16 protein-coding genes and 1 pseudogene are annotated in these 25,200 nt (G+C 70.8%); 9 read left to right on the top strand and 8 right to left on the bottom strand.

Translation table 11 applies throughout. The features are described from left to right. Window positions 1–203: 203 nt before the first annotated feature. The 4 genes and pseudogenes from A3CQ_RS64310 to A3CQ_RS0147765 all read right to left on the bottom strand — a co-directional run. A pseudogene (locus A3CQ_RS64310) lies at window positions 204–425 on the bottom strand (serine hydrolase); the annotation flags it as partial. 24 nt (window positions 426–449) lie between these two features. Further along, window positions 450–2,069 (bottom strand): metallophosphoesterase family protein, encoded by a 1,620-nt coding sequence (locus tag A3CQ_RS0147775; RefSeq protein WP_157297178.1) that lies wholly within the window; start codon window positions 2,067–2,069, stop codon window positions 450–452. Window positions 2,070–2,076: 7 nt separating this feature from the next. Further along, window positions 2,077–3,246 carry a PQQ-dependent sugar dehydrogenase gene (locus A3CQ_RS0147770; RefSeq protein WP_051115554.1) on the bottom strand — a complete coding sequence of 390 codons (1,170 nt, stop codon included), beginning with the start codon at window positions 3,244–3,246 and terminating at the stop codon, window positions 2,077–2,079. Between the two features lie 60 nt (window positions 3,247–3,306). Continuing rightward, entirely contained in the window at window positions 3,307–3,687 is a 381-nt protein-coding gene (locus A3CQ_RS0147765; protein ID WP_020518085.1) for a PH domain-containing protein, read from the bottom strand. Between the two features lie 167 nt (window positions 3,688–3,854). On the opposite strand from A3CQ_RS0147765, the gene A3CQ_RS0147760 reads away from it, so the two are divergent. Next, entirely contained in the window at window positions 3,855–6,479 is a 2,625-nt protein-coding gene (locus A3CQ_RS0147760) for a putative bifunctional diguanylate cyclase/phosphodiesterase (protein WP_026207018.1), read from the top strand. Window positions 6,480–6,910: 431 nt separating this feature from the next. Here the strand turns inward: A3CQ_RS0147760 and A3CQ_RS0147755 are convergent, their stop codons facing one another. Continuing rightward, the gene (locus A3CQ_RS0147755; protein ID WP_020518083.1) at window positions 6,911–7,921 is read right to left on the bottom strand and encodes a LacI family DNA-binding transcriptional regulator; all 1,011 of its coding nucleotides are present in this window, start codon (window positions 7,919–7,921) and stop codon (window positions 6,911–6,913) included. A 298-nt stretch (window positions 7,922–8,219) separates the two neighbouring features. On the opposite strand from A3CQ_RS0147755, the gene A3CQ_RS0147750 reads away from it, so the two are divergent. Genes A3CQ_RS0147750 through A3CQ_RS0147735 form a run of 4 tightly spaced genes read left to right on the top strand, consistent with a single transcriptional unit; the run spans window position 8,220 to window position 13,846 of the window. Further along, window positions 8,220–9,491, top strand: coding sequence for an ABC transporter substrate-binding protein (locus A3CQ_RS0147750; RefSeq protein WP_020518082.1), 1,272 nt, complete (start codon window positions 8,220–8,222; stop codon window positions 9,489–9,491). 59 nt (window positions 9,492–9,550) lie between these two features. Next, the gene (locus A3CQ_RS0147745) at window positions 9,551–10,531 is read left to right on the top strand and encodes a carbohydrate ABC transporter permease (RefSeq protein ID WP_020518081.1); all 981 of its coding nucleotides are present in this window, start codon (window positions 9,551–9,553) and stop codon (window positions 10,529–10,531) included. Further along, on the top strand, window positions 10,528–11,382 hold the full coding sequence (locus A3CQ_RS0147740) for a carbohydrate ABC transporter permease (protein ID WP_020518080.1): 855 nt from the start codon (window positions 10,528–10,530) through the stop codon (window positions 11,380–11,382). Before A3CQ_RS0147745 ends, A3CQ_RS0147740 begins: the two co-directional genes overlap by 4 nt. A 10-nt stretch (window positions 11,383–11,392) precedes the next feature. Beyond that, window positions 11,393–13,846, top strand: coding sequence for a glycoside hydrolase family 2 protein (locus tag A3CQ_RS0147735; protein ID WP_020518079.1), 2,454 nt, complete (start codon window positions 11,393–11,395; stop codon window positions 13,844–13,846). A 104-nt stretch (window positions 13,847–13,950) separates the two neighbouring features. Here the strand turns inward: A3CQ_RS0147735 and A3CQ_RS0147730 are convergent, their stop codons facing one another. Both A3CQ_RS0147730 and A3CQ_RS0147725 read right to left on the bottom strand, forming a co-directional pair. Beyond that, window positions 13,951–16,665 carry an MFS transporter gene (locus tag A3CQ_RS0147730; RefSeq protein ID WP_020518078.1) on the bottom strand — a complete coding sequence of 905 codons (2,715 nt, stop codon included), beginning with the start codon at window positions 16,663–16,665 and terminating at the stop codon, window positions 13,951–13,953. A 35-nt stretch (window positions 16,666–16,700) separates the two neighbouring features. Continuing rightward, window positions 16,701–17,585, bottom strand: a complete 885-nt coding sequence (locus A3CQ_RS0147725; RefSeq protein ID WP_020518077.1) for an SDR family oxidoreductase — start codon at window positions 17,583–17,585, stop codon at window positions 16,701–16,703. An 83-nt stretch (window positions 17,586–17,668) separates the two neighbouring features. On the opposite strand from A3CQ_RS0147725, the gene A3CQ_RS0147720 reads away from it, so the two are divergent. After that, window positions 17,669–18,256, top strand: a complete 588-nt coding sequence (locus A3CQ_RS0147720) for a TetR/AcrR family transcriptional regulator (RefSeq protein WP_026207017.1) — start codon at window positions 17,669–17,671, stop codon at window positions 18,254–18,256. Between the two features lie 86 nt (window positions 18,257–18,342). On the opposite strand, the gene ilvD is transcribed toward A3CQ_RS0147720, so the two are convergent. After that, complete coding sequence (gene ilvD / locus A3CQ_RS0147715; RefSeq protein WP_026207016.1) at window positions 18,343–20,190, bottom strand: dihydroxy-acid dehydratase; 1,848 nt, start codon at window positions 20,188–20,190, stop codon at window positions 18,343–18,345. A gap of 146 nt (window positions 20,191–20,336) precedes the next feature. Between ilvD and A3CQ_RS0147710 the strand changes: the two genes are divergently transcribed. From A3CQ_RS0147710 to ilvN, 3 genes are all read left to right on the top strand, one after another. After that, window positions 20,337–22,691: a putative bifunctional diguanylate cyclase/phosphodiesterase gene (locus tag A3CQ_RS0147710; protein WP_040434210.1), complete on the top strand. Its 2,355-nt coding sequence runs from the start codon at window positions 20,337–20,339 to the stop codon at window positions 22,689–22,691. Window positions 22,692–22,848: 157 nt separating this feature from the next. Next, window positions 22,849–24,675, top strand: a complete 1,827-nt coding sequence (locus tag A3CQ_RS0147705) for an acetolactate synthase large subunit (protein WP_026207015.1) — start codon at window positions 22,849–22,851, stop codon at window positions 24,673–24,675. Beyond that, complete coding sequence (ilvN, locus tag A3CQ_RS0147700) at window positions 24,675–25,190, top strand: acetolactate synthase small subunit (RefSeq protein WP_020518072.1); 516 nt, start codon at window positions 24,675–24,677, stop codon at window positions 25,188–25,190. Before A3CQ_RS0147705 ends, ilvN begins: the two co-directional genes overlap by 1 nt. Window positions 25,191–25,200: the final 10 nt, after the last annotated feature.

Raw genomic sequence — 25,200 nt, 5'->3', positions numbered from 1 at the left:
GTGCCGCCCGGCCGGGCGTGACGCTGGCTCACTGCGCGAGTTCGGTTCCCGGCGCGGGGCCGGCTCTCTTCGTGAGCTCGGCCAGGCCAGTCCAGGCGGTCCCGGTGTCGTACGACGGGAAATGTCCGATCGCCGTGCTCCGCAGAATTGCCTCCTGGGCGGAAACCGACGAGTCCGTCATGCCCGCTGACGTGCTCGCCCGGCTCGAACAGCGTCCCGCACTGGCGCCCGAGCCCGTCCAGGTAGGCCGCGAGCGCGCCCGGCCCGCAGGCGTCCGGGAAGAACAGGTCGGCGTCGATCCCGCTGTCGTGCGAGAGCAGGTGCCGGACCAGGATCTTCGACGCCGCCCCGGGCGTGGTGAGCGCGAACGACGGCAGGTGGTCGACGACCGGCCGGTCGAGATCGAGCGTCCCCCGCTCGACCTGCTGGAGCGGGGCAAGGTTAAGCCGTCAGCTGGGCGGTGCGCTGGTCGGGGTCGTCTGCGCGTCGTCGGCGCCGATCACGTTTCGCTGCATCTCCACGTTGGACTGGCCGGTGCCGCCGAGCTGGATGTCGTCGTACGCCTTGAGCTGGTGTTTCTCGTCGAAGTAGAGAACCGACAGGGTGAGCGGGGTCGGTTCCTCCTTCTCCAGGCCGCGCAGCCCGGCGCCGCCGGTCGACCCCTCGACCATCAGGCGGGTCGGCACCGGCGTCCGGATGCCGTCGGCCGAGATCGCCGGAGTCGGGGTCGGTGAGGCCGACGCGTCGGAGGCGGCCGGGCCGGGCGTCGGCGCCGGCAGCAGGCTCACCTCGCGATGGTGCAGGTGACCGGCGAGCACCAGCGGCACCACCCCGGACAGCGGCGGGGCCATCGCCGGGTCGTGCACCATCGCGATGTCGACCGGCTTGCCGCTCGCCTCGATCGTCTGAGCCAGCTGGTTGCCGGCCGCCAGCAGCGGGCTCGCGGCCGGGTCGTCCGCGTTCGCGGGTTCCGGCGCCGTGGTCTTGTCGGGGGTGAACTCCGGGTCGCCGATGCCGGCGATGGTGAGCCCGTCGATCGTCGTGATCTTGTCGTCCAGCACGATCGCGTTCTTCTGGCGGCCCACGGCGGACTGGATGATCCCCGAGTCGTGGTTGCCGCGGACATAGATGTACGGGACGCCGACCGATGGGATCGAGCTGACGTAGTTGGTCTCGGCCGCCGACCCCCAGTCGACCATGTCGCCGGTGTCGACCACCGCGTCGATGTCGAAGGTCTGCACCACCGTGCGGATCAGGCCCCAGGACGACGGGTTCAGGTGCAGGTCGGAGACGTGCAGGATGCGGGTCGTGTTGCCGGCCGGCTCGTACACCGGCAGCGACGACACCGTCGTGTAGAGGCGGCTCACGTTGCTGACGATCTGCTGGAGCTGGTCGGCGTATTTGCCGTAGTTGTCGGCGATGCGCCGCGCGTCACCGACCACGGCCGGCGCGTTGACCAGCAGGCCCTCGTACCGCGGCTCGGCGATCGAGCCCGGGCGCAGGGTGGCCGCCGCCAGGCCCAGGCTGCCCAGCGTCACCACCAGCGCGGTCACCCCGGCCGCGGCGATCCGGCGGATGTTGCGGAAGATCAGTGCGGACAGGATCAGGGCGCTGAGCACCGCGATACCGAGCGTGCGGACGCCGAGCCGCATGACACCGGTGCGTACGTCGTCGACCGCGTTCTCCCCGGCCGAGCTGATCGCGGCCGGGTCGTCGATGAGGGCCTCGGTGCGGCTCTGGTCGAGCGACCCGAGGTTGACCTTGAGGTGGATCGGGCCGTCGTGGCTGTCCAGGTGCAGCGAGCCGAGCGGCGGGATGTCGACCTCGGTGCCGCCCTGCACGGACGGGCTGATCGACATCTCGGCCCGGAACGGGCCCACCGCGATGTCGGCGTGGGCGAACAGCATCGTGCCGATCACGACGCCGCCGATGCTGATCAGGCCGACCGCGGCCGCGATACGGACGCGGCGGGTCCAGCGGTTGCGATAGGCGCGACCGGTCCACGCCGCGGCGTTGCGCACCTGGCGGCGTGCGGTGGACATATGGCGGAACCAGTTGGGCGAGGTCATGACGAGATCAGGTGATTCCCGCCCCGCCGTCGGAGAAAACAAGCCGGATGATCCGGTCGTCGTCGGGGGCGGGGTCGCCCGCGTCCTCCTGGTTCGACGTGCTGGCCCACAGCGAGCCGTCGGGGGCGGCGACCAGCCCGCGCAGCCGGCCGTACTCACCGGTCAGCAGCGCCTGCGGGGTGCCGAGCACGGTGCCGTTGCCGGTCACGTTGAGCAGCCAGACGCGCTTGCCGAGCAGGCACGCGGTGGCCACGGTCTGCTCGACCACCGCCACGCCCGAGCAGTACGAGTCGTTGATCGGCCAGCTGTACAACGGGCTGGTCAGGGCCGGGTTGGTGGAGGCGCCGTCGGCCTTGGCCCAGCCGTAGTTCTTACCCTTGACGATCACGTTCAGCTCGCCGTTCTTCGGCTGGCCGCTGTCGCTCGCGTACATCCGCTTGGTCTTGTCCCAGGCGATGCCCTGCACATTGCGGTGGCCGAGCGACCAGACCAGTGAGCCTTTGGACGGGTTGCCGGGGGCCGGTTTGCCGGCCGTGGTCATCCGCAGGATCTTGCCGGCCAGGCTCTTCGGGTTTTGTGCCTGCGTACCGGTGGGGGTGGCGTCGCCGGTGCCGGCGTAGAGGTAGCCGTCGGGGCCGAAGGCCAGCGCACCGCCGTTGTCGTCGGTCGAGCGGGGGATGCCGGTCACGATCGGCTGCAGTTTCCCCTTCAGCACCAGCTTGCCGATCCGGTTGTCCCTGGCCGTCGAGTAGTAGACGTAGATCGTCTTGTCGGCCGAGTATTTCGGGGAGACGGCGATGCCGAGCAGACCGCCGTCGCCGGAGGCCTGCACCTCGGTGAGCCGCTGCACCTCGGTGACGGTCAGCCCGTTCGCGTCGGACTCGGGGCCGACCTGCAGGATGCGCCCGGAGTCCCGCTCGGTGACCAGCGCGGAGCCGTCGGGCAGGAACGCCATGCCCCACGGGATCTCCAGCTTTTTGGCCAGCACGGTGACGGCGACCTCCTGGTCGCCCTCGGGCGCTCCGCTCGCCGATTCCGCCGCCGAGGGTTTCGGCAGGTTGGGCGGGGTGCCCTGGGCGTCGGGGTCGGGCGGGCCGAAGCTGCACGCCGCGGACAGCGCCAGCACGGCGCCGAGCGACACAAGCCCCGTTACGGCCCGGCGGGAACGCAGGATCACGCGACCTCCTCGACGTCGACGCACCCAGGGTAGCGGCGCTGCCTGGAAAGCCCCTGGCGATCAGTCGGGGTGGCTGATCTCTTGCTGGCCGGCGGCCAGCACGCGGGGAAGATTGCCCCGGGTCACACCGGTCAGACGGATCACGTTGCCGTTCTCGAGCAGCGCCGAGATCCGGCCGCGCTCGTCGGGGGCGAGCTCGGTGATCCGCGACCACGGCACCCGGGTGCTGCCGGCCAGCGCCCGGACCCGCAGCTCGTCGGGGTAGACGTCGGTGCCGGCCCGCCACGCCCAGACGAAGATGGCGATCGGGATGAGCAGGACGGGAGTCAGCTCCCACTTGGCCCCGGCAAGCGGGACCGTGCCGACGAACGCGATCACGGCGGCGACCAGGAGCGCGCCGGTCTTGCGGACGCGGAGCAGGGGCTTTCTTCTCACCTTCACATTGTCCCATCCGCGGTTTCGGGGCCGGACGGGGCGGCAGTTGTCCACAGGCGACGATCTGTGGATGCGCGGAATCACTACCCGGCCGTAACCTGTTCGAGGGACGTTCGTTGATCCCTGACAGCCGCAACCCCTTGTCCGACCGGCACCGCAGAGGAACCGTCGACGTGGCAGTGCAACCCCCCGTGCACTCCCGGCCCACCGACCGGGTGACGTTCCTCGCTGTGCCCGTGGTCGCCGCGCTCGTCCTGCTGGCCGGGGTCGCGGGCCTCACGCCGCCCGCGGTCGCGCTGGCCATCGGGCTGGGCGGCGCCGGCCTCTGGGCCTGCAGCCACCTGGTCCGGGCCGCTCTCGAGATCCACCATGCCGACGGCACGTTCGTCGCCTGCCGGGGCGCCGGCTTCATCGGCCTGGCCGCGCTGGCCACCGGCCTCACCGCGGTGGTTCCGCTCTGGGGGCCGCCGCACGCGGGTGTCTGGGCGACCATCGGGTACGCGGTGGCCGCCGCCCTGTACTGCGTCGGCGCGCTGTTCCTCCCCGGCTCGGCGACGAGCTGGGTGGTCCGCACGAGGCGCGCCTTCGACGGCGCCGGCCTGGGCGTCAGCCTCGGTTTCGCGGGCTACCTGATCCCCCCGGTGAAGGACGCGCACGTCGCGACCCTGCCGGTCACCCTGCTCGGCGCGGTCGGCATCTCGATCACCGTGATCGCGGTGCTGCGCAGCCGGCCGCACGGCGGCCCCTCGGTGCGCTGCGGCGCCGGAGCGGTCGCGGTCATGGTGAGCCTCGGCGTGCTCACCACGATGGTCGTGCTCGGCACCGGCGGCGCGCTGCTGCCGCTCCTGGGCCTGCCGGTCGTGGCCGGGCTCGCCGCCTCGGCCGACGGCGGCAGCCGCCGCGACCTGGCGCCGCCCCCGCTCGAGCCGCGCAGCCCCGATCAGGTCCTCGCGAGTTACCCGCTGCTGGCCGCGCCGGCCGCGGTCGGTGTGATCGCCGCTCTCTGGCACCTGATCACGGTGCGCGAGTTCGACACCGTCGGCATCGTCCTCGGCATCGGCATGGTCGCCGTGCTGGTGATGCGCGAGCTGCTGGTGGTGCGCGACATCCGGAAGTACGCCGGGCAGCTGCAGACCGCCGAGGCGCATTTCCGCTCGCTGGTGGCCGGCGCCACCGACCTCACGCTGGTTCTCGACGAGCGGCTGCGCATCAAGTGGCAGTCGCCGGCCGCGTCCCGGCTGTTCGGCCTCTCCGACGACGAGGTGGTCGGCCGCGAGTTCCGCGAGCTGATCCACCCCGACGACGCGGCCGGCGCCCAGGCCGCGATCGACTCGGTGCTGGCGGGCGAGCACGCCGACGGGCCGCCCGCGCTGGTCAACGCCCGGCTGCGGGACGGCGCCGAGCTGTGGCGCGACACCGAGTCGACGATCTCCGACCAGCGCGCGGTGCCCGAGGTGGCGGCGCTGGTGGTGCATGTGCGCGACATCGGCGAGCGCCGCCATCTGGAGCGTGCGCTGCACAAGCTGTCGTACACCGACCAGCTCACCGGCCTGGCGAACCGGCGGGCGCTGATGCGCGACCTACTGGCCTACCGCCGCCGCGCCGGCCGTCAGGGCACGCTGCTCGTGATCGACCTGCACGGCCTCGCCGAGATCAACGACAGCCGCGGCCGGGCGACGGGCGACGCCGTGCTGATCGAGGTCGGCCGCCGGATCAAGACGCTGCTCGCCGACGACGACGTGCCGGCCCGGCTCGGCGGTGACGAGTTCGCCGTGCTCACCGGCGACGGCGCCGTGCTGGCGTACGCGATGGCCACGCGCATCGCCACGGTCCTGGCCGAGCCGCTCGAGCTGCCCGGCACGGTGGTCGAGCTGCACACCAGCATCGGCCTGGCCGAGCTGGCCGGCGGCGCCGACTCCGACGAGGTGCTGCGCCACGCCGACCTGGCCCGCAAGCGCGCCCGGCAGATCGGCCTCGACCGCGTCGAGTGGTACGACCCTGACGTCGAGATGAAGCTCAACCGCCGGATGGAACTGGAGCAGCAGGTGCTCGGCGCGGCCGAGCGCGGCGAGCTCGACCTGGTCTTCCAGCCGGTGGTCGACCTGCGCGACCATCTGCCGGTCGGCGTCGAGGCGCTGCTGCGCTGGCGGCATCCCGAGCTGGGCACGATTCTGCCGGCCGAGCTGCTGCCGATCGCCCGGGCCGTGGGCATCGCGGCCGAGCTCGACGAGTGGGTGCTCGACGCCGCCTGCAAGCACCTGATGGCCTGGACCACGGGGGACAACTCGTTCTGGCTGTCGATCAACGTGTCGCCCCGCGAGCTGCTCACCGCCCGTTTCCCCGACCGCGTCGCAGCGATCCTGAACCGATATCACCTGCCACCCGAGCGGCTGGTCGTCGAGGTCGCCGAGGACTGGATCGCCGAGGACGTGCCCACGATCGTGGCTTCGCTGGCCGGCCTGCGCAAGCTGGGCGTGCGGGCCGCGCTCGACGACTTCGGGGCCGGCCAGGCGTCGCTGTCGCACCTGCGCCGGCTCCCGGTCGACATGCTCAAGCTGGACGCGTCGCTGGTCAACTCGCCGTCCGAGGCGACCTTCGGCAACGGGCCGGCGGTGATCGACGTGGTGGTGAGCCTGGGTCGTCGGCTGGGCCTGGAGATCGTGGCGAAGGGGCTCGAGACCGAGGAGCAGATCCAGCGGGCGGCCAAGGCGGGCTGCCTGTTTGGGCAGGGCTTCGCACTGGGCCGTCCTGGGCCCGCCGAGCGCATCGAGGCCTATCTGGAAAGCCACCACGCCTAGGCTTTAAGACCGCAGGGCTCCGCCCCGCACCCCGGCCTCGGCTCGGAGATGCCTCCGCGTGTTTCTTGCGGTGGGTGGGGTGATCTCCTCGCGGCGGCTGCCGTAGGGGATCGCAAGAGTGGGTGGGACGCAAACGGGGTGTGTTTGCGTCCCACCCACTCTTGCGATTTGGCTGGGCTGCCGACGCGAGGAGATCACACCCGGGTTTCTCTGGGCGGCATTCGCCGCCAATCAACCCCCTCCCGCATCGTGATCACGCCCTCTCGCAGTTCGGACACACCACCCGCCCGGAAACGGATCCCGCCCCAAACATCCCGATATGCGAGCCCGCTGCGGCCCGAGCTCCCCGGCATTAGGCGCATATCACCCGCCGGATCTGGCTGGCTCCCGCGCGGAGGATATCGGTCCGACACCTCGGGTTCGGAAAATGCCTAGCGGGGTGGAGCGGTGCTTCCCCGGGGCGTGAGGTGGGCGGTGCCGGCCTCGACGTTGCCGACTTCCTTGCCGTCGATGGATGCCAGCAGCTCGCGGGCCGCGTGGGCGCCGTACTCCGCGATGTCGCGGGTCAGGGCGGTCAGCGGCGGGTGCACGAGGCTGCACAAGGGAGAGTCGTCCCAGGCCACGATGGACAGATCGCCGGGGACGGCCAGGCCCATCTCCTGTGCCACCGCGAGCCCGGCCACGGCCATCACGTCGTTGTCGTAGATGATCGCGGTGGGCCGGTCGGTGTCGATCAGCAGCCGGCGGGTGGCGCGGCTGCCCTCCTCGCCGGTGTAGTCGGACGGCACGGTGACCGCCTCGAGGCCGAGCGACGAGCACGTGTCGTTGAACGCCTTGGTGCGGGCCTGCGTGTGCAGCAGCCCGGGCAGACCGCTGACCCGGGCTATCCGCCGGTGGCCGAGCGCGACCAGGTAGCGCACCGCCTCGGTGATCGCGCCGGCGTCGTCCGACCAGATCTGCGCGATCTTGCCGGTCTCGCCTGGGCCACCGATCACCACGGCCGGCAGCTGGAGCTGCTGCAGGACGGGGATGCGAATGTCGTTCTCGCGGAGGTCGGTGACGATCACGCCGTCGATGCGCCGCTCGCCCCACCAGCGCCGATAGACCTCGACCTCGAGCTCCGGCGTGGCCACGACCTGCAACGTCAGCGCGTACGACCGGGCGGAGAGCTCGGCCTCGAAGCCGCTGATGAGCCCCATGAACCAGGGCTCGATGCCGAGGATCCGGGCCGGCCGGCACAGGGTGAGGCCGACGGCGCGCGCGGACGCGCCGGACAGCGCCCGGGCAGCACTGTTCGGGTTGAACCCGATCTCCTGCGCGATCGCAACGATGCGTTGGCGCGTCGCCTCGGAGACACCGGGCTGTCCATTGAGCGCGTACGAGACGGCGCCCTTGGACACGCCCGCCCGCCGCGCGATGTCGGCGATCGTGGGCCGCTTCACTCGGTCTCCCTCTAGTTTCCGGCTGAAGCTTACCGGCACGCGTTTCGGTAGAGCGCTCTCACGCCACCCCATGGCGAGATGGCCAAGCGTCGGCGGCAGGGCTTGAGCGGTTAAGTGTCGCCGGACACACGCCGTTTGTAAACCGCGAAAGAGGTAGAAGTCCGTTTCGTCCCACTTAACTGTCACTGACAACGATGGGAAATCAACGCGGTAACACGCTATTGACAGTCATCGAGGCACGGCTTAGCGTCACCACAACTTACCCGGTTCAGTAAATTCTCTCCTCTGTGGAGGCGCAATGAAACGTCTTGGCAAAGCGACGGCGGCGGCCGGCGTCGCGGCAACCCTGGCCCTCACGGGCTGCAGCGGTCAGAGCCTCGAGGGCGACGGCGACAAGGCCCAGGGCACCATCACGCTCAAGGTCGCGTTCTGGGGCGACATGGGCCTCGACAAGCTCAAGGCCCAGTACGAGGCGGCCCACCCCAACATCAAGATCGTGCTGAACTCGGGCGAGTACAACGCCCAGCACGAGGACCTGCAGAAGAAGATCGTCGCCGGCACCGGCGCCCCGGACATCTCGGCCATCGACGAGGGCTTCATCGTCCAGTTCCGCAGCCAGGCGGACAAGTTCGTCAACTTCATGGACAAGGGCGGCGCCGAGTACGAGTCGAAGTACCTGCCCTGGAAGTGGCAGGAGTCCATGTCGACCGACGGCAAGCAGATCGGTCTCGGCACCGACGTCGGCGGCCTGGCCATGTGCTACCGCTCCGACCTGTTCAAGGCGGCCGGCCTGCCCACCGACCGGGACGCGGTCAGCAAGCTCTGGAACAACTGGGACGACTTCATCAACGTCGGCAAGCAGTACACCGCCAAGACCCACAAGAAGTTCGTCGACTCCGGCACCAACATGTTCAACCCGGTGCTCGCCCAGCAGCCGGTCGGCTTCTTCGACACCGGCGAGAAGCTGCAGATGGACGGCGGCCCCAAGGTCGCGTTCGACGTCAGCATGAAGGCCCTCGACGCCGGCATCTCGGCCAACCTGGCCAGCTTCCAGCCCAACTGGGACCAGGGCTTCAAGAAGGACCAGTTCGCCGTCCTGGCCTGCCCGGCCTGGATGCTCGGCCACATCCAGGACACCGCGCCCGACCAGGCCGGTAAGTGGGACATCGCGTCGATCCCCGGCGGCGGCGGCAACTGGGGCGGCTCGTGGTGGACCATTCCGGCCCAGGGCAAGAACATCGACGCCGCGGCCGACTTCGTGAAGTGGATGGTCGCTCCCGAGCAGCAGATCGAGGTCTTCAAGACCGTCGGCAACCTGCCCTCGCAGCCCGCGCTCTACAAGGACCCGGCGGTGCTCGACTACAAGAAGGAGTTCATGAGCAACGCCCCGACCGGCCAGATCTTCGCGGCCACCGCCGAGAACCTGAAGCCGCAGTACCTCGGCAAGAAGGCCGGCCCGACCCGCGTCGCGGTGGAGAACGTGATCACCCAGGTGCAGGAGGGCAAGCTCAAGTCGGCCGACGCGTGGGCGGTCGCGGTCAAGGAGGCCGAGAAGGCCGCCAACTCCTGATCTGACAAGTCCTGTGGCGGGGCGGCGCATGCCGCCCCGCCCTTAGCTTAGGAGTGGCAGTGTCCCTCACCCAGCTCAGGCCGTCGCCGCAGCACGCGGCGCCGCCGCCCAAGCAGAGCAGGGCGAAGCTCCTGCTCTACCGGTTCGACACGAAGGCGACCCCGTACGTCTTCATCGCGCCGTTCTTCGTCCTGTTCGCGATCTTCGGCCTGTTCCCGATCGTGTACAACGCCGTCGTCTCGCTGCGCACCTGGAAGCTCGACGAGCCGGACAAGGACGGCTGGGCCGGCTTCGCCAACTTCACGAAGCTGCTCACCGACTCGGACTTCTGGAACGCCCTCTACAACACGTTCGGCATCTTCGTCCTGTCGACCGTGCCGCAGCTGCTGCTCGCGCTGATCATCGCGAACCTGCTCAACCGCAAGCTGCGGGGGCAGTCGTTCTGGCGGATCGGCATCCTGTTGCCGTACCTCACGCCGGTGGTCGCCTCGACGCTGGTCTTCTCGGTCTTCTTCGCGCGCGACAACGGCATGGCGAACTGGTTCCTCTCGCTCGTCGGCTACGGCCAGGAGCAGCCGCTGGACTGGCGCGCCGAGAAGTGGAGCAGCTGGATCGCGATCGCCACGATGGTCAACTGGAAGTGGATCGGCTACAACGCGTTGCTCTACCTCTCCGCCATGCAGACCATTCCCAAGGACGTGTACGAGGCGGCCGCCGTCGACGGCGCCGGCCCGTGGCGGCAGCTGTGGCGGATCACGGTCCCGATGATCCAGCCGGTCGTCGTGTTCACCGTGATCCTGTCGACCATCGGGGGGCTGCAGCTGTTCAACGAGCCGATGATGTTCGACCAGAACCCCCAGTCCGCGACCGGCGGATCGGCGCACCAGTTCCAGACCATCGCCCAGCTGATCTACAAGGTCGGCTGGAAGGACCTCAACCTCGGCTACGCGGCCGCGATGAGCTGGGCGCTCTTCCTGATCATCCTGATCGTCGCGGGCATCAACGCCCAGCTCACCAAGCGCATCGGAGGGGACCGGTGACCACATTCGTGAACCGGGCGCCGCAGGACACCCGCGGCAGTTGGAAGACGTACCTCGGACTGACCGCGGTGCTGCTCGTCTCGGCCTTCCCCGTGTACTGGATGTTCGTGATCGCGTCGAGCACCGATGCGGCGGTCTCGCAGATCCCGCCGTCGGTGATTCCGGGCAGCCAGCTCTTCAAGAACCTCAACGAGGTCTTCACGATGCAGGAGGTCTACTTCACGGCCTCCCTGATCAACAGCGTGATCGTGTCCACCGTCATCACGGCGGCGACGCTGTTCTTCTGCTCGCTGGCCGGGTTCGCCTTCGCCAAGCTGCGCTTCCCGGCCCGTAACGCGCTGATGTTCGTGGTGATCCTGACCCTCACCGTGCCCAACCAGCTCGGCGTGGTGGCCCTGTACATCCTCATGGGCAAGCTCGGCTGGAACGGCACCCTGCTCGCGGTCATCGCCCCGGGCCTGGTCAGCGCGTTCGGCGTCTTCTACATGCGTCAGTTCATCGCCCACGCCGTGCCGGACGAGCTGGTCGAGTCGGCGCGTATCGACGGCGCGATGACCATGCGGGTCTACTTCAGCATCGTGCTGCCGGCGATCCGCCCGGCCCTCGCGGTTCTGGGCCTGCTGACCTTCGTGATGGCCTGGAACGACTTCCAGTGGCCGCTGATCACGCTGAACGGCACCGACTTCCCCACCTCGATGGTCGCCCTCAGTGACCTGGCCAGCGGCAACTATGTGATCTATCGCCGGGTGCTGGCCGGCGCCTTCGCGGCTACCGTTCCCTTGATCATTCTGCTGCTGATCGGCGGCAGGCAGATCGTCCGGGGAATTATGGAAGGCGCAGTCAAGAACTGATGGGAGTGTCGTGACCTCGTACCAACCGTTGCATGAGGGCTGGACCGTCTCGGGCGCGGACGTGACCGCTCTGCCCGCGAGCGTTCCGGGCTGCGTGCACACCGATCTGCTCGCGGCCGGCCGCATCGAGGACCCCTACCTGGACGAGAACGAGACGAAGCTGACCTGGATCGGGCGCACGGAGTGGGTGTACTCCACCACCTTCGCCGCCGCTCCCGGCACGCCGCGGCTCGATCTCGTCTGCGCGGGCCTCGACACGGTCGCGTCGATCGAGCTGAACGGCGTGCAGGTCGGCCAGACCGCCAACATGCATCGCGGCTACCGCTTCGACGTCCAGCCACTGGTGCGCGCGGGCGACAACTCACTGAAGATCAAATTCAACAGCCCCTATGCGTACGCGGAGGAGCAGCAGCGCCGGCTGGGCGCGAGGCCGAACGCGTACGGGGAACCGTTCAACTTCATCCGGAAGCAGGCCTGCAACTTCGGCTGGGACTGGGGACCGACCCTGGTCACGGCCGGGATCTGGCAGCCCATCGGCCTGCACGGCTGGTCGGTGGCCCGGCTCGCCGAGGTCCGGCCCCAGGTCACGGTGGCGGACGGGACGGGCCGGGTCGAGGTGCGGGTACGACTCGAGCGGGCGGCCGAGGAACCGGTGACGATCACCGCCTCGGTCGCCGGCCGCCGCGCCCAGGCCACCGTCGACGGCATCGAGGCGCTGCTGATCCTCACCGTCGACGACCCGGAGCTGTGGTGGCCGCGCGGCCTCGGCAAGGCGGCGCTGCACGACCTCGACCTCACGCTGGCGACGGCGGACGGCACGACACTCGACACCTGGTCGCGGCGGATCGGCTTCCGCTCGGTGCGGGTCGACACGGCCGGCGACGCGTACACGCTGATTGTCAATGACGTCCCGGTCTTCGTCCGCGGCGTCAACTGGATCCCCGACGACGTCTTCGCCGACCGGATCACCCGCGACCGGATAGCCCGGCGCTTCCGGCAGGCCGTCGATGCGAACGTCAACTACCTGCGGGTCTGGGGCGGCGGCCGGTACGAGTCCGAGGACTTCTACGAGCTGGCCGACGAGATGGGCCTGCTGGTCGGCCAGGACTTCCCGTTCGCCTGTGCCGCGTACCCCGAGGAGGAGCCGTTCGCCTCCGAGATCGAGGCCGAGGCCCGGGAGAACGTGGTGCGCCTCAGCTCCCATCCCAGCCTCGTCCTGTGGACCGGCAACAACGAGAACATCTGGGGCCACGAGGACTGGGACTGGAAGCAACGGCTGGCCGGCCGGTCCTGGGGCGCCCACTACTACTTCGAGCTCCTGCCCCGGGTCGTCGCCGAGCTCGACCCGACCCGGCCGTACTGGCCCGGCAGCCCGTACTCGGGCACCCGGGACCGCCACCCGAACGACCCGGCCTTCGGCACGACGCACATCTGGGACGTGTGGAACACCGACGACTACACGAAGTACGCGGCCTACCGCCCGCGCTTCGTGGCCGAGTTCGGCTTCCAGGCGCCGCCCACATACTCGACGCTGCGGCGGTCGATCTCCGACGACCCGCTGGCCCCCGACTCGCCCGGCATGGCCCACCACCAGAAGGCCGGCGGCGGCGACGAGAAGCTCTCGCTCGGCCTGGCGAACCACCTGCCGGCCCCGCGCGACTTCGACGACTGGCACTACCTGACCCAGCTCAACCAGGCCCGCGCGGTCGCCTTCGGCATCGAGCACTTCCGCTCGCTGCGGCCGCTCTGCATGGGCAGCATCATGTGGCAGCTCAACGACTGCTGGCCGGTGACGTCATGGGCCGCGGTCGACGGCGACGGCCGCAAGAAGCCGCTCTGGTACGCGATGCGCGACGCCTACGCGGACCGGCTGCTCACCCTGCAGCCGCGCACGGGCGCTCCGCTGACGCCAGGAGGCCCCGCACCCGTCGAGCCCGGCGCGGTCTTCACGGCGGACGGCGCGCCCGCCCTCGTCGCGGTCAACGACGGGGCCGAGCCGTGGATCGTCGAGGCCACCGTGACCCGGCGCAACCTCGCGGGCGCGATGCTGGCCTCGGCGTTCCTGAGCGTCCCGGTCGAGCCCGGCGCGGCGGTGACCGTGCCGCTGCCCCCGGATGTGTCCACTCCGGACGACCCGGCCGCCGAGCTGATCGTCGCCGACGCCGGCGGGCTCCGCACCGTGCGCTTCTTCGCGCCGGACAAGGACATCCCCTGGCCGTCCGCGTCGTTCACCTCATCGGTCGACGCCGACGGACCGTCCACAAAGGTCACCGTCACCGCCGGCACGATCCTGCGGTCGCTGACGCTCTACCCCGACCGCCTCGACCCCGAGGCCGAGACCGACCGCGCCGGCGTCACGCTGCTCCCCGGCGAGTCGGTGACCTTCACCGTCCACTCCGGACAGCCACTCGACCCGGCCGCACTGATGTCCCGCCCCGTCCTGCGCTGCGTCAACGACATCTAAGGCTCCGTCCGGTCGATCACGTCGCCTGGGCCACGCCCCGGCCCGGCGTGATCGCTCGGGCGGGCCGGCCGCGGGCGTGCTCAGCGGGATGTCGTGGCCGGGCCTCAAGCCGGGGAGCCGGTGACTACGACGGGCGCGCCCAGCAGGATGTCGTGGTCGGTGTGCTCGCCGGAGAGTTCCACGCGGGTGGCCACCGGGGCGTGGCCGCTCGCGGCCACCGTGTAGGTGCCGGGCGGCAGGTCGCGCAGCTCGTAGCGGCCGTTGCGGTCGGTGGTTGTCGAGCCGGCCACCTCGCCGTCGGCGCCCACCGCGACCACCGAGGCCTCGGGCACCGGGCGGCCGGAGCGGGCCGCGCGGACGCTGCCGGAGAGCGTCGTGCCGATCGTCAGCATCAGGTCGGCCTGCCGGGAGCGGCCGGGCGAGATGATGCGGGTCGCCGGGCGGGCGTGTTCGGCGGTGGCCGTGAGCATGTAGTCCGCCTGGTCGAGGCCGGCCAGGCGGTACTGGCCGTCGGCGCCGGTGGTCGCCGTGGCCACGACCGTGCCGGCCAGGTCGGTCAGGGTCACGGTGGCGCCGCCGACCGGCCGGTTCTGCCGATCGGTGATGCGGCCCTCGATGCGCCCGGCGCCGGCCAGCGAGAGGACCCGGCGGATCTCGCCGACGCCCGCGTTCACCAGCACGGCGGCCGGCTGGTGGTCGTCGGCCGCGCAGATCAGCAGGAACGCGCCCCCGGCCGGCAGCGGCAGCCGGAACTCGCCGTCGCCGCCGGTGACCGTGTGGGCGACCTGCCCACCGGCGAACTCGGCGACGGTCACGGTCGCGCCGTCGAGCGGCAGGCCGTCGGGCCCGTCCACCCGCCCGCTGACCACGGGCCGCACCTCCTCTTTGGACACTGACTCTCCTGACGTGCTGACCGAAGCGGGCTGGGCAGAGGGGCGAATCGCGTCGGGGGTGACCGCCGCGACAAGGGCCGCGGACTCGATAACGGCCGGCTCCGCGTGCGTGGACGCGGGCGCGGCATGCGCGCGTGCGCGTCCGGTTGTGGTTGCGGTTCCGGTTGCGGCGAAAGGGTGCGCGGGTGCCGGCTCGGCCTCGGGTGCGGCGGGGTGGGCGAGTGCCGCCGGCACCGGGGTGGGCGCGGGCGCGGCGCCAGGGTGCGCGGGCACCGAGACGGGCGCGGGTGCGGACGTCCGGGCCGCGGTCGGAGGCGTCGCGGACTCGCGGGCCGCCATCGCCGACTGGGCGCGCAGGGGGATCTGCGGGAGGAACAGGAACAGCACCCAGGCGACGAGCAGCACGACCGCGGCCATCAGGAAGATGTGGTCCATCGCGGTGGAGAAGCCGGACTGGAACGGCCGGGCCAGGGCCGGCGACACGTGGTCGAGGAACGACGTGTCGTCCAGCGAGGACGATGAGACGCCGCCGCCGTGCAGGGCGGCCAGCAGCGGCCTGTTGGCCGGGTCGGCGGTCACGGCCGGGTCGGAGAGCACGTGGGCGTCGCGATAGGCGGCGCCGATGCGGTCGCCGACCGTGCCGAAGAGGATCGACAGGAAGATGGCGGTCCCGGCCGTCGCGCCCATCTGCCGGAAGAACGTGGCCGAGCTGGTCGCCACCCCGATCTCCGAGGGCGCCATCGCGTTTTGCACGGCCAGCGTGATCGGCTGAAGGACCAGACCAAGCCCAAAACCGAAGATCCCCATGAACATTCCCGTACGCCCGAAAGGCGTGTCGACGCCGAGCGAGGCGAGCATGAGCAGCCCGGCGATCATCAGAATCGCCCCGGCGATCGGGTACGGCTTGTACCGGCCCGTCCGGCTGATCAGCCGGCCGGAGATGAGCGAGCCGAGCACGATGCCCGCGGTCAGCGGCAGCAGTTGCAGGCCCGACTCGGTCGGCGTCGCGCCCCGCACGATCTGCAGGTAGAGCGGGAGCAGCGCGAGGCCGCCGAACATGCCCATGCCGATCACGAAGCCGCCGGCCGAGGTCAGCGCGAACGTCGGGTTGCCGAAGAAGCGCAGCGGGATCAGCGCCTCCTCGCCCATGATCGCCTCGCTGAGCAGGAACAACGCGAGGCCGAACGCGGCGATCGCATAGCAGATCAGCGAGCGGCGGTCGCCCCAGCCCCAGGCGCGGCCCTGCTCGGCGACGGTCAGCAGCGGCACCAGGCAGACGCAGATCGTCGCCGCGCCCCACCAGTCGATCCGGTGATCGCGCCGGCGGTGCGGCAGGCGCAGCCGGCGGGCGACCACGAACAGCGCGACCACGCCGACCGGCACGTTGACCAGGAACACCCATCGCCAGCCGGCGATGCCGAGGATCTGGTCGGCGCCCGCGAAGAAACCGCCGATGACGGGGCCGAGCACGCTCGACATGCCGAAGACGGCCAGGAAGTAGCCCTGGTAGCGCGGGCGGTCGCGGGCCGGGACGACATCCGCGATGATCGCCAGGGCCAGCGAGAACAGCCCGCCCGCGCCGAGGCCCTGCACCGCCCGGCAGCCCGCCAGCACGTACATCGAGGTGGCGAACGAGCAGGCTGCCGAGCCGAGCACGAAGATGGTGATGGCGGCCAGGAAGAACCGCTTACGGCCGTAGATGTCGGAGAGCTTGCCGTAGAGCGGCGTCGAGATGGTCGCGGTGATCAGGTACGCGGTGGTGACCCATGCCTGCATCGACAGCCCGTGCAGATCGTCGCCGATGGTCCGGATGGCCGACGCCACGATCGTCTGGTCGAGCGCCGCGAGGAACATGCCGAGCATCAGCCCGGCGAGCACCTCGAGGATCTGGCGATGGCCCAGCTGCGATGACTCGGTTGATCCCACCTATTCGCAACGATGCATCGTGCCGTCAGGTTTCCTTACGACGTGTACGCGCCGGCGTCGAGGTCCTCGATGAGGCTTGGGTGGGTCGGCGTCCAGCCGAGGGTCTGCCGGGTGATCTCGCTGGTGATCGGGACGTCCATCGAGAAGAACATGGCCAGCCACTCGAACTGCTCGGCGGCGACCGGCTTCACCGGGATGCCGGTGGCCCGGCCGATCGCCTCGGCGATCTCGCGGGTGGGGACGCCCTCGTCGGCGATGGCGTGCCACACCGAGCCGGGGGTCGCCTGCTCGACGACGAGCCGGAGCAGGGCGGCCGCGTCGAGCACGTGGACGGCCGGCCAGCGGTTGGCGCCGTCGCCGGGGTAACCGCTCACGCCGGTGCGGCGGGCGATGTCGACCAGGACGGCCATGAAGCCGTGGTCGCCCCGGCCGTGCACGGTCGGCGCGAACCGGACGACGGCGGAGCGCACGCCGCGGTCGGCGAGGGCGAGCGTGGCGGCCGCGCTGGCCACCCGGGGATGCAGGCCGTCGTCGGGGCGGTCGAGCTCGGTGGCCGAGCGCCCGTTCACCAGGCCGATCACGCCCGAGGCGATCACCAGGGGCTTGCCGGTTCCGGCGAGGGTGTCGCCGAACGCGTCGATGGCGGCCCGGTCCATCGCGGCGGCGGCGGCCATGCCGCCGGGGGAGAAGTCGGCGTGGTTGTAGCCGAGGTGGATCACGCCGTCGGAGTCGGCCGCCGCAGCCCGCAGGCCGTCGAGGTCGTCCAGGTCGCCGCGGCGGACCTCGGCGCCGAGAGCGGCCACCTTGGCGGCGGACGCGTCCGAGCGGGCCAGGCCGACGACCTGGTGGCCGGCCTTGATGAGCTCGGCGACGGTGGGCGAGCCGATCCAGCCGGATGCGCCGGTGACGAAGATGCGCATGTCGAACCTCCAGTGATGTCACTTGATGACATCGTCCACGCTAGCACGGTGATGTCATGGTGTGACATGACTAGAATCATGTCGTGGGACGGTGGGAGGGAGACGCGGCCGGCCGCCTTCGGGAGGCCGCCATGAGGCTGTACGCCGAGCGCGGCTACGAGCAGACGACGGTGGCCGACATCGCGAGCGAGGCCGGGCTGACCGCGCGCACGTTCTTCCGGCACTTCGCCGACAAGCGCGAGGTCCTCTTCTCCGGCTCGGAGATCCTGCTGGAGCGCATGGTCGAGGCCCTCGATGCGGTGCGGCCCGGCCAGGGCCCGATGCGCGCGGTCGCCGCGGCGCTGGACGCGGCCGCCGTCATGCTCGGCCGCGACCCGTCGTTCTCCCGCCGGCGGCAGTCGCTGATCGACGCGAGCGCGGAACTGCGCGAGCGCGAGCTGATCAAGATGGCGACGATCGGCGCGGCCCTGGCCGACGGCCTGCGCCGCCGCGGAGTTCCGGCCGCCGACGCGAGCCTGGCGGCCGAGGCCGGGATCGCCGTGTTCCGGGTGGCCTGGGAGCAATGGCTGGCCGGCCCGCCCGAGGCGGACCTGGCCGGGATCATGCGCGCGACGCTGGAGCGGCTCTCGACGGTGACCACCGCCCTCAGCCCGGAAGCGGCGGACGGCTGAGGCCACGCACCCAGCTGGTGCGCGGCCTCGTGGCGCTGCCGTTCATGCGGTTGTGAAAGCAGTCGGGGCGTACGATATGAGGCTTTTTACTCGGGAACGCGGCGGTAGGCGCCATCGCTAGCGCTCGTGGCCATCGAGGCGTACGCCCGGAGGGCCGCGGAGACCGGACGCGTCCGGTTGAGCGGCGAGTACGGCTTGGGGCGGCGTTCCTGCTCGTGGCGGCGCTGGGAGAGCGTCTCGTCGTCGACCTCGAGCCTGATGCTGCGGCCGGGGATGTCGATGGTGATCTCGTCGCCGGTCTCGACCAGGGCGATGAGGCCGCCGGACGCCGCCTCGGGCGAGACGTGGCCGATGGAGAGGCCGCTCGTGCCGCCGGAGAAGCGGCCGTCGGTGATCAGCGCGCAGGCTTTGCCGAGGCCACGGCCCTTGAGGAAGCTCGTGGGGTAGAGCATCTCCTGCATGCCGGGGCCGCCGCGCGGGCCCTCGTAACGGATCACCACGACGTCGCCCTCGACCACCTGCTTGCCGAGGATGCCCTCGACCGCGGCGTCCTGCGACTCGAAGACGCGGGCCGGGCCGGAGAACTTCCACAGGGACTCGTCGACGCCGGCGGTCTTGACGACGCAGCCGTCGGGGGCGAGGTTGCCGAAGAGGATCGCGAGGCCGCCGTCGACCGTGTACGCGTGGTCGACGCTGCGGATGCAGCCGTTCTCGCCGTCGGTGTCGAGCGTGGCCCAGCGGTTCGTCGTGCTGAACGGCTGGGTGGTGCGGACGCCGCCGGGGGCCGCGTGGAAGAGCTCCAGCGCCTCGGGGCCAGGGTTTCCGCCGCGAATGTCCCATTTGTCGAGCCAGCTGGACAAATCGGGTGAATGGACGCTCCGGACCTCCGTCTTGAGGGCGCCGCCGCGGTTCAGCTCGCCGAGCAGGGCGGGGATGCCGCCGGCCCGGTGCACGTCCTCCATGTGGTACTTCACGCTGTTCGGCGCGACCTTGGACAGGCAGGGCACCCGGCGGGAGATCGCGTCGATGTCGGCCACGCTGAAGTCGAGCTCGGCCTCGCGGGCCGCGGCCAGCAGGTGCAGCACCGTGTTGGTCGAGCCGCCCATCGCGACGTCGAGGGCCACGGCATTTTCGAACGCGGAGCGGCTGGCGATGCTGCGCGGCAGGACCGACTCGTCGTTCTTCTCGTAGTAGTCCTTGGCGATCTCGACGATCAGCTTGCCGGCCTGCTCGAACAGGGCGCGGCGGGAGGCGTGCGTGGCCAGCGTCGAGCCGTTGCCGGGCAGCGCCAGGCCGATCGCCTCGGTGAGGCAGTTCATCGAGTTGGCCGTGAACATGCCGGAGCAGGAGCCGCAGGTCGGGCAGGCCGAGCGCTCGATGGTGCCGAGCTGCTCGTCGGTCACGTTCTCGTTCGCCGACGCGCTCATGGCGTCGATCAGGTCGAGTTTCTCGTGCACGATGCCCTCGATGGCGACCGTCTTGCCGGCCTCCATCGGGCCGCCGGAGACGAAGACCGTCGGGATGTTGAGCCGGAGCGCGGCGATCAGCATGCCGGGGGTGATCTTGTCGCAGTTCGAGATGCAGACCAGGGCGTCGGCGCAGTGCGCGTTCACCATGTACTCCACCGCGTCGGCGATCAGCTCGCGGCTGGGCAGCGAGTAGAGCATGCCGCCGTGGCCCATGGCGATGCCGTCGTCCACGGCGATCGTGTTGAACTCGCGACCGACGCCGCCGGCCTCGGCGATCGCGTCGGCGACGATCCCGCCGAGGTCCTTGAGGTGCACGTGACCTGGTACGAACTGCGTATAGCTGTTGGCAATGGCCACGATGGGCTTGCCGAAGTCGTCGTCGGTCATCCCGGTGGCGCGCCACAGGGCACGCGCGCCGGCCATGGTTCGACCGTGGGTCGAGGTCCGGGAACGCAGGTCAGGCATCCCCTCATAGTGCCACCGCGGTAAGGGCCGGATGCCACTGGCGTCCACAGCTCGGGATGAGGCTGCCTTCAGTCCGATCAAGGGTGGCGGCGGGGAGGTTGGACTGGGGGGTGCCTAATTACATCGACATCGGGCACAGTGTTTCCGTGCAATCACCGTCCGGCGTGGAGCTGGCCGGGGTCGTCGGCCTTCTGGTCGCCGTCCCGGCCGTCGCCCTGCTGGGCAATTCCGGCCGCCGGCACACGGGCGCGGCCCGGCGGGCACACCTCATCCTGGCCCTCGGCGGCGCGGTCGCCACCGCCGCGGCGCTCGCCGGCGTGCTGAGCGCGCTGCTGAGCGACGCGCCGCCACCGCGCCTGGCGCTCGGCTCGGCGGTCGGGATAGGCACCGCGATCGGCACGCTCGCCCTGCTGGCCGGCACCGCCCTGCTGCCGGGCGCGGCCGAGAGCCCCGGCGCGGCCGTGCGCCATCTGCTCGACGGTCTGGTCATCGCGGCGGCCTTCTGGTTCGTCGGCTGGGTGCTGTTGTCCGAGCCCACCCACCTGCTCGGCGACGCCACCCCGATGGCCTGCCCGTCGCTGCTGATCCCGACCGGGCTGCTGGTCATCTCGCTCGGCCTCACCATCGTGCTGGCGCTGCACGCCCACCGGCCGCGGCTGACCACGGTCCGGGTGGCCTCCGGCGTGACCCTGGTGGCCGCCGCCGCGGTCGGTCTCGGCGGCGGCATCTGCCAGGCCCGCGACAGCTGGGTGCTGAGCGGCGCGCTGCTGCTGCCGGCCGGGCTGGCCCTGATCGCGCACGCGGTGAAGACGGCCGACCGCCCGGTCGAGGTGGTCGGCGACCTGAGCGAGCGCGGCACGGCGTACGCGGTGGTCCCGATGGTGGCGATGGTCACCGCACTCGGCTTCCACCTCGCGCGCGGCGGCTCCTTCGGCTTCTACGCCTTCCTCGGCGCCAGCGTCGAGGGCTTCGCCCTGGTCGGCCGGCAATACCTGGCTCTCGGCGACGTCCGGCGGTACACGCTCAAGCTGCGGCAGCGCGAGGCGCATTTCCGCGAGCTCGCACACACCGACCCGCTCACCGGGCTGGCCAACCGGCGCGGCCTGCAGCGGGCGCTGCGCGACTGCGACTGCCCCGAGGAACCGCTCGTGCTGGTCGGCATCGACCTCGACGGCTTCAAGACGGTGAACGACATGCGCGGCCACGACGCCGGCGACGCGGTGCTGGTCGAGGTCGGCGAGCGGCTGCGGCGCAACCTGCTCGAGGGCGACGTGGCGGCCCGGCTCGGCGGCGACGAGTTCGCGCTGCTCATGCACGGCACGGCCGACGAGGCGATGCTCACCGCGCACCGGCTGCTCGCGGTGCTCGGCGAGCCGTACGAGGTCGAGGGTGGCTCGGTCTTCCTCTCCGCCTCGATCGGCGTCGCCGACACCGGGGAGCTGATCCGCGACGCCGATCTGGCCCTGCGGTACGCGAAGCAGCGCGGGAAGAACCGCGTCGAGCGCTATCAGGTCCGCTATGACGAGCTGCTGCGCCGTCGCGGCACGCTGGAGAGCGAGCTGCGCCACGCGATCGACCGCGAGCAGCTGCGCCTGGTCTTCCAGCCGGTGGTGGCGCTGCCCTCGATGCGCCCGGTCGGCGCCGAGGCCCTGCTGCGCTGGCACCACCCCACGCTCGGCGCGGTACGCCCGGACGAGTTCATCCCGGTCGCCGAGGACTCCGGCCTGATCAACCGGATCGGCTCCTGGGTGCTCGCCCAGGCCTGCGCGCAGCTTGCCGACTGGCTGGCCAAGGGCCACGACGTCTGGGTGTCGGTCAACCTCTCGCCCAAGGAGCTGCACGCGGCCGACTATGCCGGGCAGGTCGCCGACGTGCTGGCCGAGCACGGCGTGCCGGCGCAGCGGCTGGTGCTCGAGGTGACCGAGCACGCCGTCGCCACCGACATGGAGGAGCTGGTCAGCCGCCTCGCCGAGCTGCGGGCCACCGGGGTGCGGATAGCACTCGACGACTTCGGCGCCGGGTACTCGTCGCTGGGGCAGCTGCGCACGCTGCCGGTCGACATCCTCAAGATCGATCATGCGCTGGTCGCCGAGCCGGAATCCCGTACGGGCGAGGCCGCGCCGCTGGTCGACGTGGTGGTGCGCCTCGGCCACCGGCTCGGGCTGGAGGTGCTGGCCGAGGGCATCGGCACCCCGGCCCAGCGGGCGGCGGTCGAGGAGGCCGGCTGCCGGCTCGGGCAGGGCTCGCTGTTCGGCTGGGGCGTGCCCGCCGAGCACCTCGAGGCGCAGCTCGACAGCCTGCGTACCGGGGCGCCCCGGGTGCTGCCCGTCCCTCGCAACGACCCGCCGAAGGGTGCGGCGGCGCGCAGCCAGGTCGTCGCGCTCGGGCCCGGGATGAAGCAGCTCAGGGCCGTTTTGCCGACGGATCCCGCGTTCGGGGCACTCGTCGGTGATCAAAATGTGGGATCAGTTGACTCGCCGAGTGAGATGGGGCAACCTTAGGGCCATGTGCTTCGCGTCCCGAGTACTTATGTGAGCGCACTCCTGCCTAAGTGATCCAGGCGAGAGTGCGCTAGGTCCCGTGCTTCCAGAGCACTAGGGGCCTTTTTTGTTGCTCAAGTACTGACCGGACGACCATCCCGAGAAGGTTCGATTAGCCATGACGAGACCCACTCCCGAGACTCTCGCCCACCGAGCCAACCCCGCCACCGTGGCGGCCTCCGCCACCCCGGCGGCCGTAGCCTCCCCGGTGCCCACCTCCGGCGCCGGCGCTCTCGTTCGGTCGCTCGAGGCGCTCGGGGTCGAGGTCGCGTTCGGCATTCCGGGCGGGGCGATCCTTCCGGCGTACGACCCGCTGTACGACTCGAAGGTGCGGCACATCCTGGTCCGCCACGAGCAGGGCGCGGGCCACGCCGCGACGGGGTACGCGCAGGCCACCGGCAAGGTCGGCGTCTGCATCGCGACCAGCGGCCCGGGCGCGACCAACCTGGTCACGCCGATCGCCGACGCGTACATGGACTCGGTGCCGATCGTCGCGATCACCGGCCAGGTGGCGCGGCCCGCGATCGGCACGGACGCCTTCCAGGAGGCGGACATCCAGGGCATCACGCTGCCGATCACCAAGCACAACTTCCTGGTGCAGACCCCGGAGGAGCTGCCGCGGATCATGGCCGAGGCGTTCCACCTGGCGACCACTGGCCGGCCCGGCCCGGTCCTGGTCGACATCCCCAAGGACGTGATGCAGGCGCAGACCACGTTCTCCTGGCCGCCGACGCTCGACCTGCCCGGCTACCGCCCGACCCTGCACCCGCACGGCAAGCAGATCCGCGAGGCGGCCCGGCTGATCGCCGGCGCCCGGCGCCCGGTGCTGTACGTCGGCGGCGGCGTGCTCAAGGCCGGCGCCACCGACGGGCTGCGCAAGCTGGCCGAGCTCACCGGCATCCCGGTGGTCACCACGCTGATGGCGCTGGGCGCGTTCCCCGACTCGCACCCGCAGCACCTGGGTATGCCCGGCATGCACGGCACGGTCCCGGCGGTGTACGCGCTGCAGAAGTCCGACCTGCTGATCACCCTGGGCGCCCGCTTCGACGACCGGGTCACCGGCAAGCTCGACTCGTTCGCCCCGGACGCCAAGATCGTGCACGCCGACATCGACCCGGCCGAGATCGGCAAGAACCGGCACGCCGATGTCCCGATCGTGGGCGACGCGCGGCACGTCATCGACGAGCTGATCGCCGCGGTCTCGGCCACCGCCGGCGGCGCCGCCCAGTACGAGTCGTGGTGGGCCACGCTGAACGAGCTGCGCGAGCGCTACCCGCTGGGCTACGAGGAGCCGACCGACGGCTCGCTCGCCCCGCAGTACGTGATCGAGCGGATCGGCGAGCTGGTCGGCCCGGACGCGATCTACGTGGCCGGCGTCGGGCAGCACCAGATGTGGGCCTCGCAGTTCATCAGGTACGAGAAGCCGGGCACCTGGCTCAACTCGGGCGGCGCCGGCACGATGGGCTACGCCGTGCCGGCCGCGATGGGCGCCAAGGTGGGCCGGCCCGACGCCGCGGTCTGGGCGATCGACGGCGACGGCTGCTTCCAGATGACCAACCAGGAGCTCGCGACCTGCGCGCTCGAGGGCATCCCAGTCAAGATCGCGATCATCAACAACGGCAACCTCGGCATGGTCCGGCAGTGGCAGACGCTGTTCTACGAGGGCCGCTACTCCAACACCGAGCTGGGCACGCACAAGCACCGCATCCCCGACTTCGTGAAGCTGGCCGAGGCGCTCGGCTGCATCGGGCTGCGCTGCGAGTCCAAGGCCGACGTTGACAAGATCATCAAGCAGGCCATGGAGATCAACGACGCGCCCGTGGTCATCGACTTCACGGTCGGCAAGGACGCCATGGTCTGGCCCATGGTCGCGGCCGGCACCAGCAACGACGAGATCATGTTCGCCCGGGACGTGCGCCCCAGCTTCGACGAGGACGACCTGTAATGAACAAGCACACGCTGTCCGTGCTGGTCGAGAACAAGCCGGGCGTGCTCGCCCGGGTGAGCGGTCTGTTCTCTCGGCGCAGCTTCAACATCGACTCCCTGGCGGTGGGCGAGACGGAGAACCCGGACGTCTCCCGCATCACGATCGTGGTCAACGCCGACTCCTCACCCCTGGAGCAGGTGACCAAGCAGCTCAACAAGCTGGTGAACGTCCTGAAGATCGTCGAGCTGGACCCGCAGCAGTCGGTCCAGCGCGAGCTCCTGCTGGTCAAGGTGCGCGCCGACCGTGCGCAGCGCGGCCAGGTCCTCGAGACGGTCGAGCTGTTCCGGGCGAAGGTGATCGACGTCGCTCCGGACACCCTCACGATCGAGGCGACGGGTAACCCCGACAAACTGGACGCGTTGCTGCGCGACCTCGAGCCGTACGGCATCAAGGAAATGGTGCAGTCGGGTCTGGTGGCCATCGGCCGTGGCTCGCGCTCCATCACGACCGGCCCGGCGCTCCGCGCCGCCTAACAGAAGGCCT

Origin of the sequence: Paractinoplanes globisporus DSM 43857 (assembly GCF_000379645.1) — a bacterium.
In the GTDB taxonomy this organism is placed as follows: domain Bacteria; phylum Actinomycetota; class Actinomycetes; order Mycobacteriales; family Micromonosporaceae; genus Actinoplanes; species Actinoplanes globisporus.
This window is presented reverse-complemented; position numbering and strand designations above follow the sequence as displayed.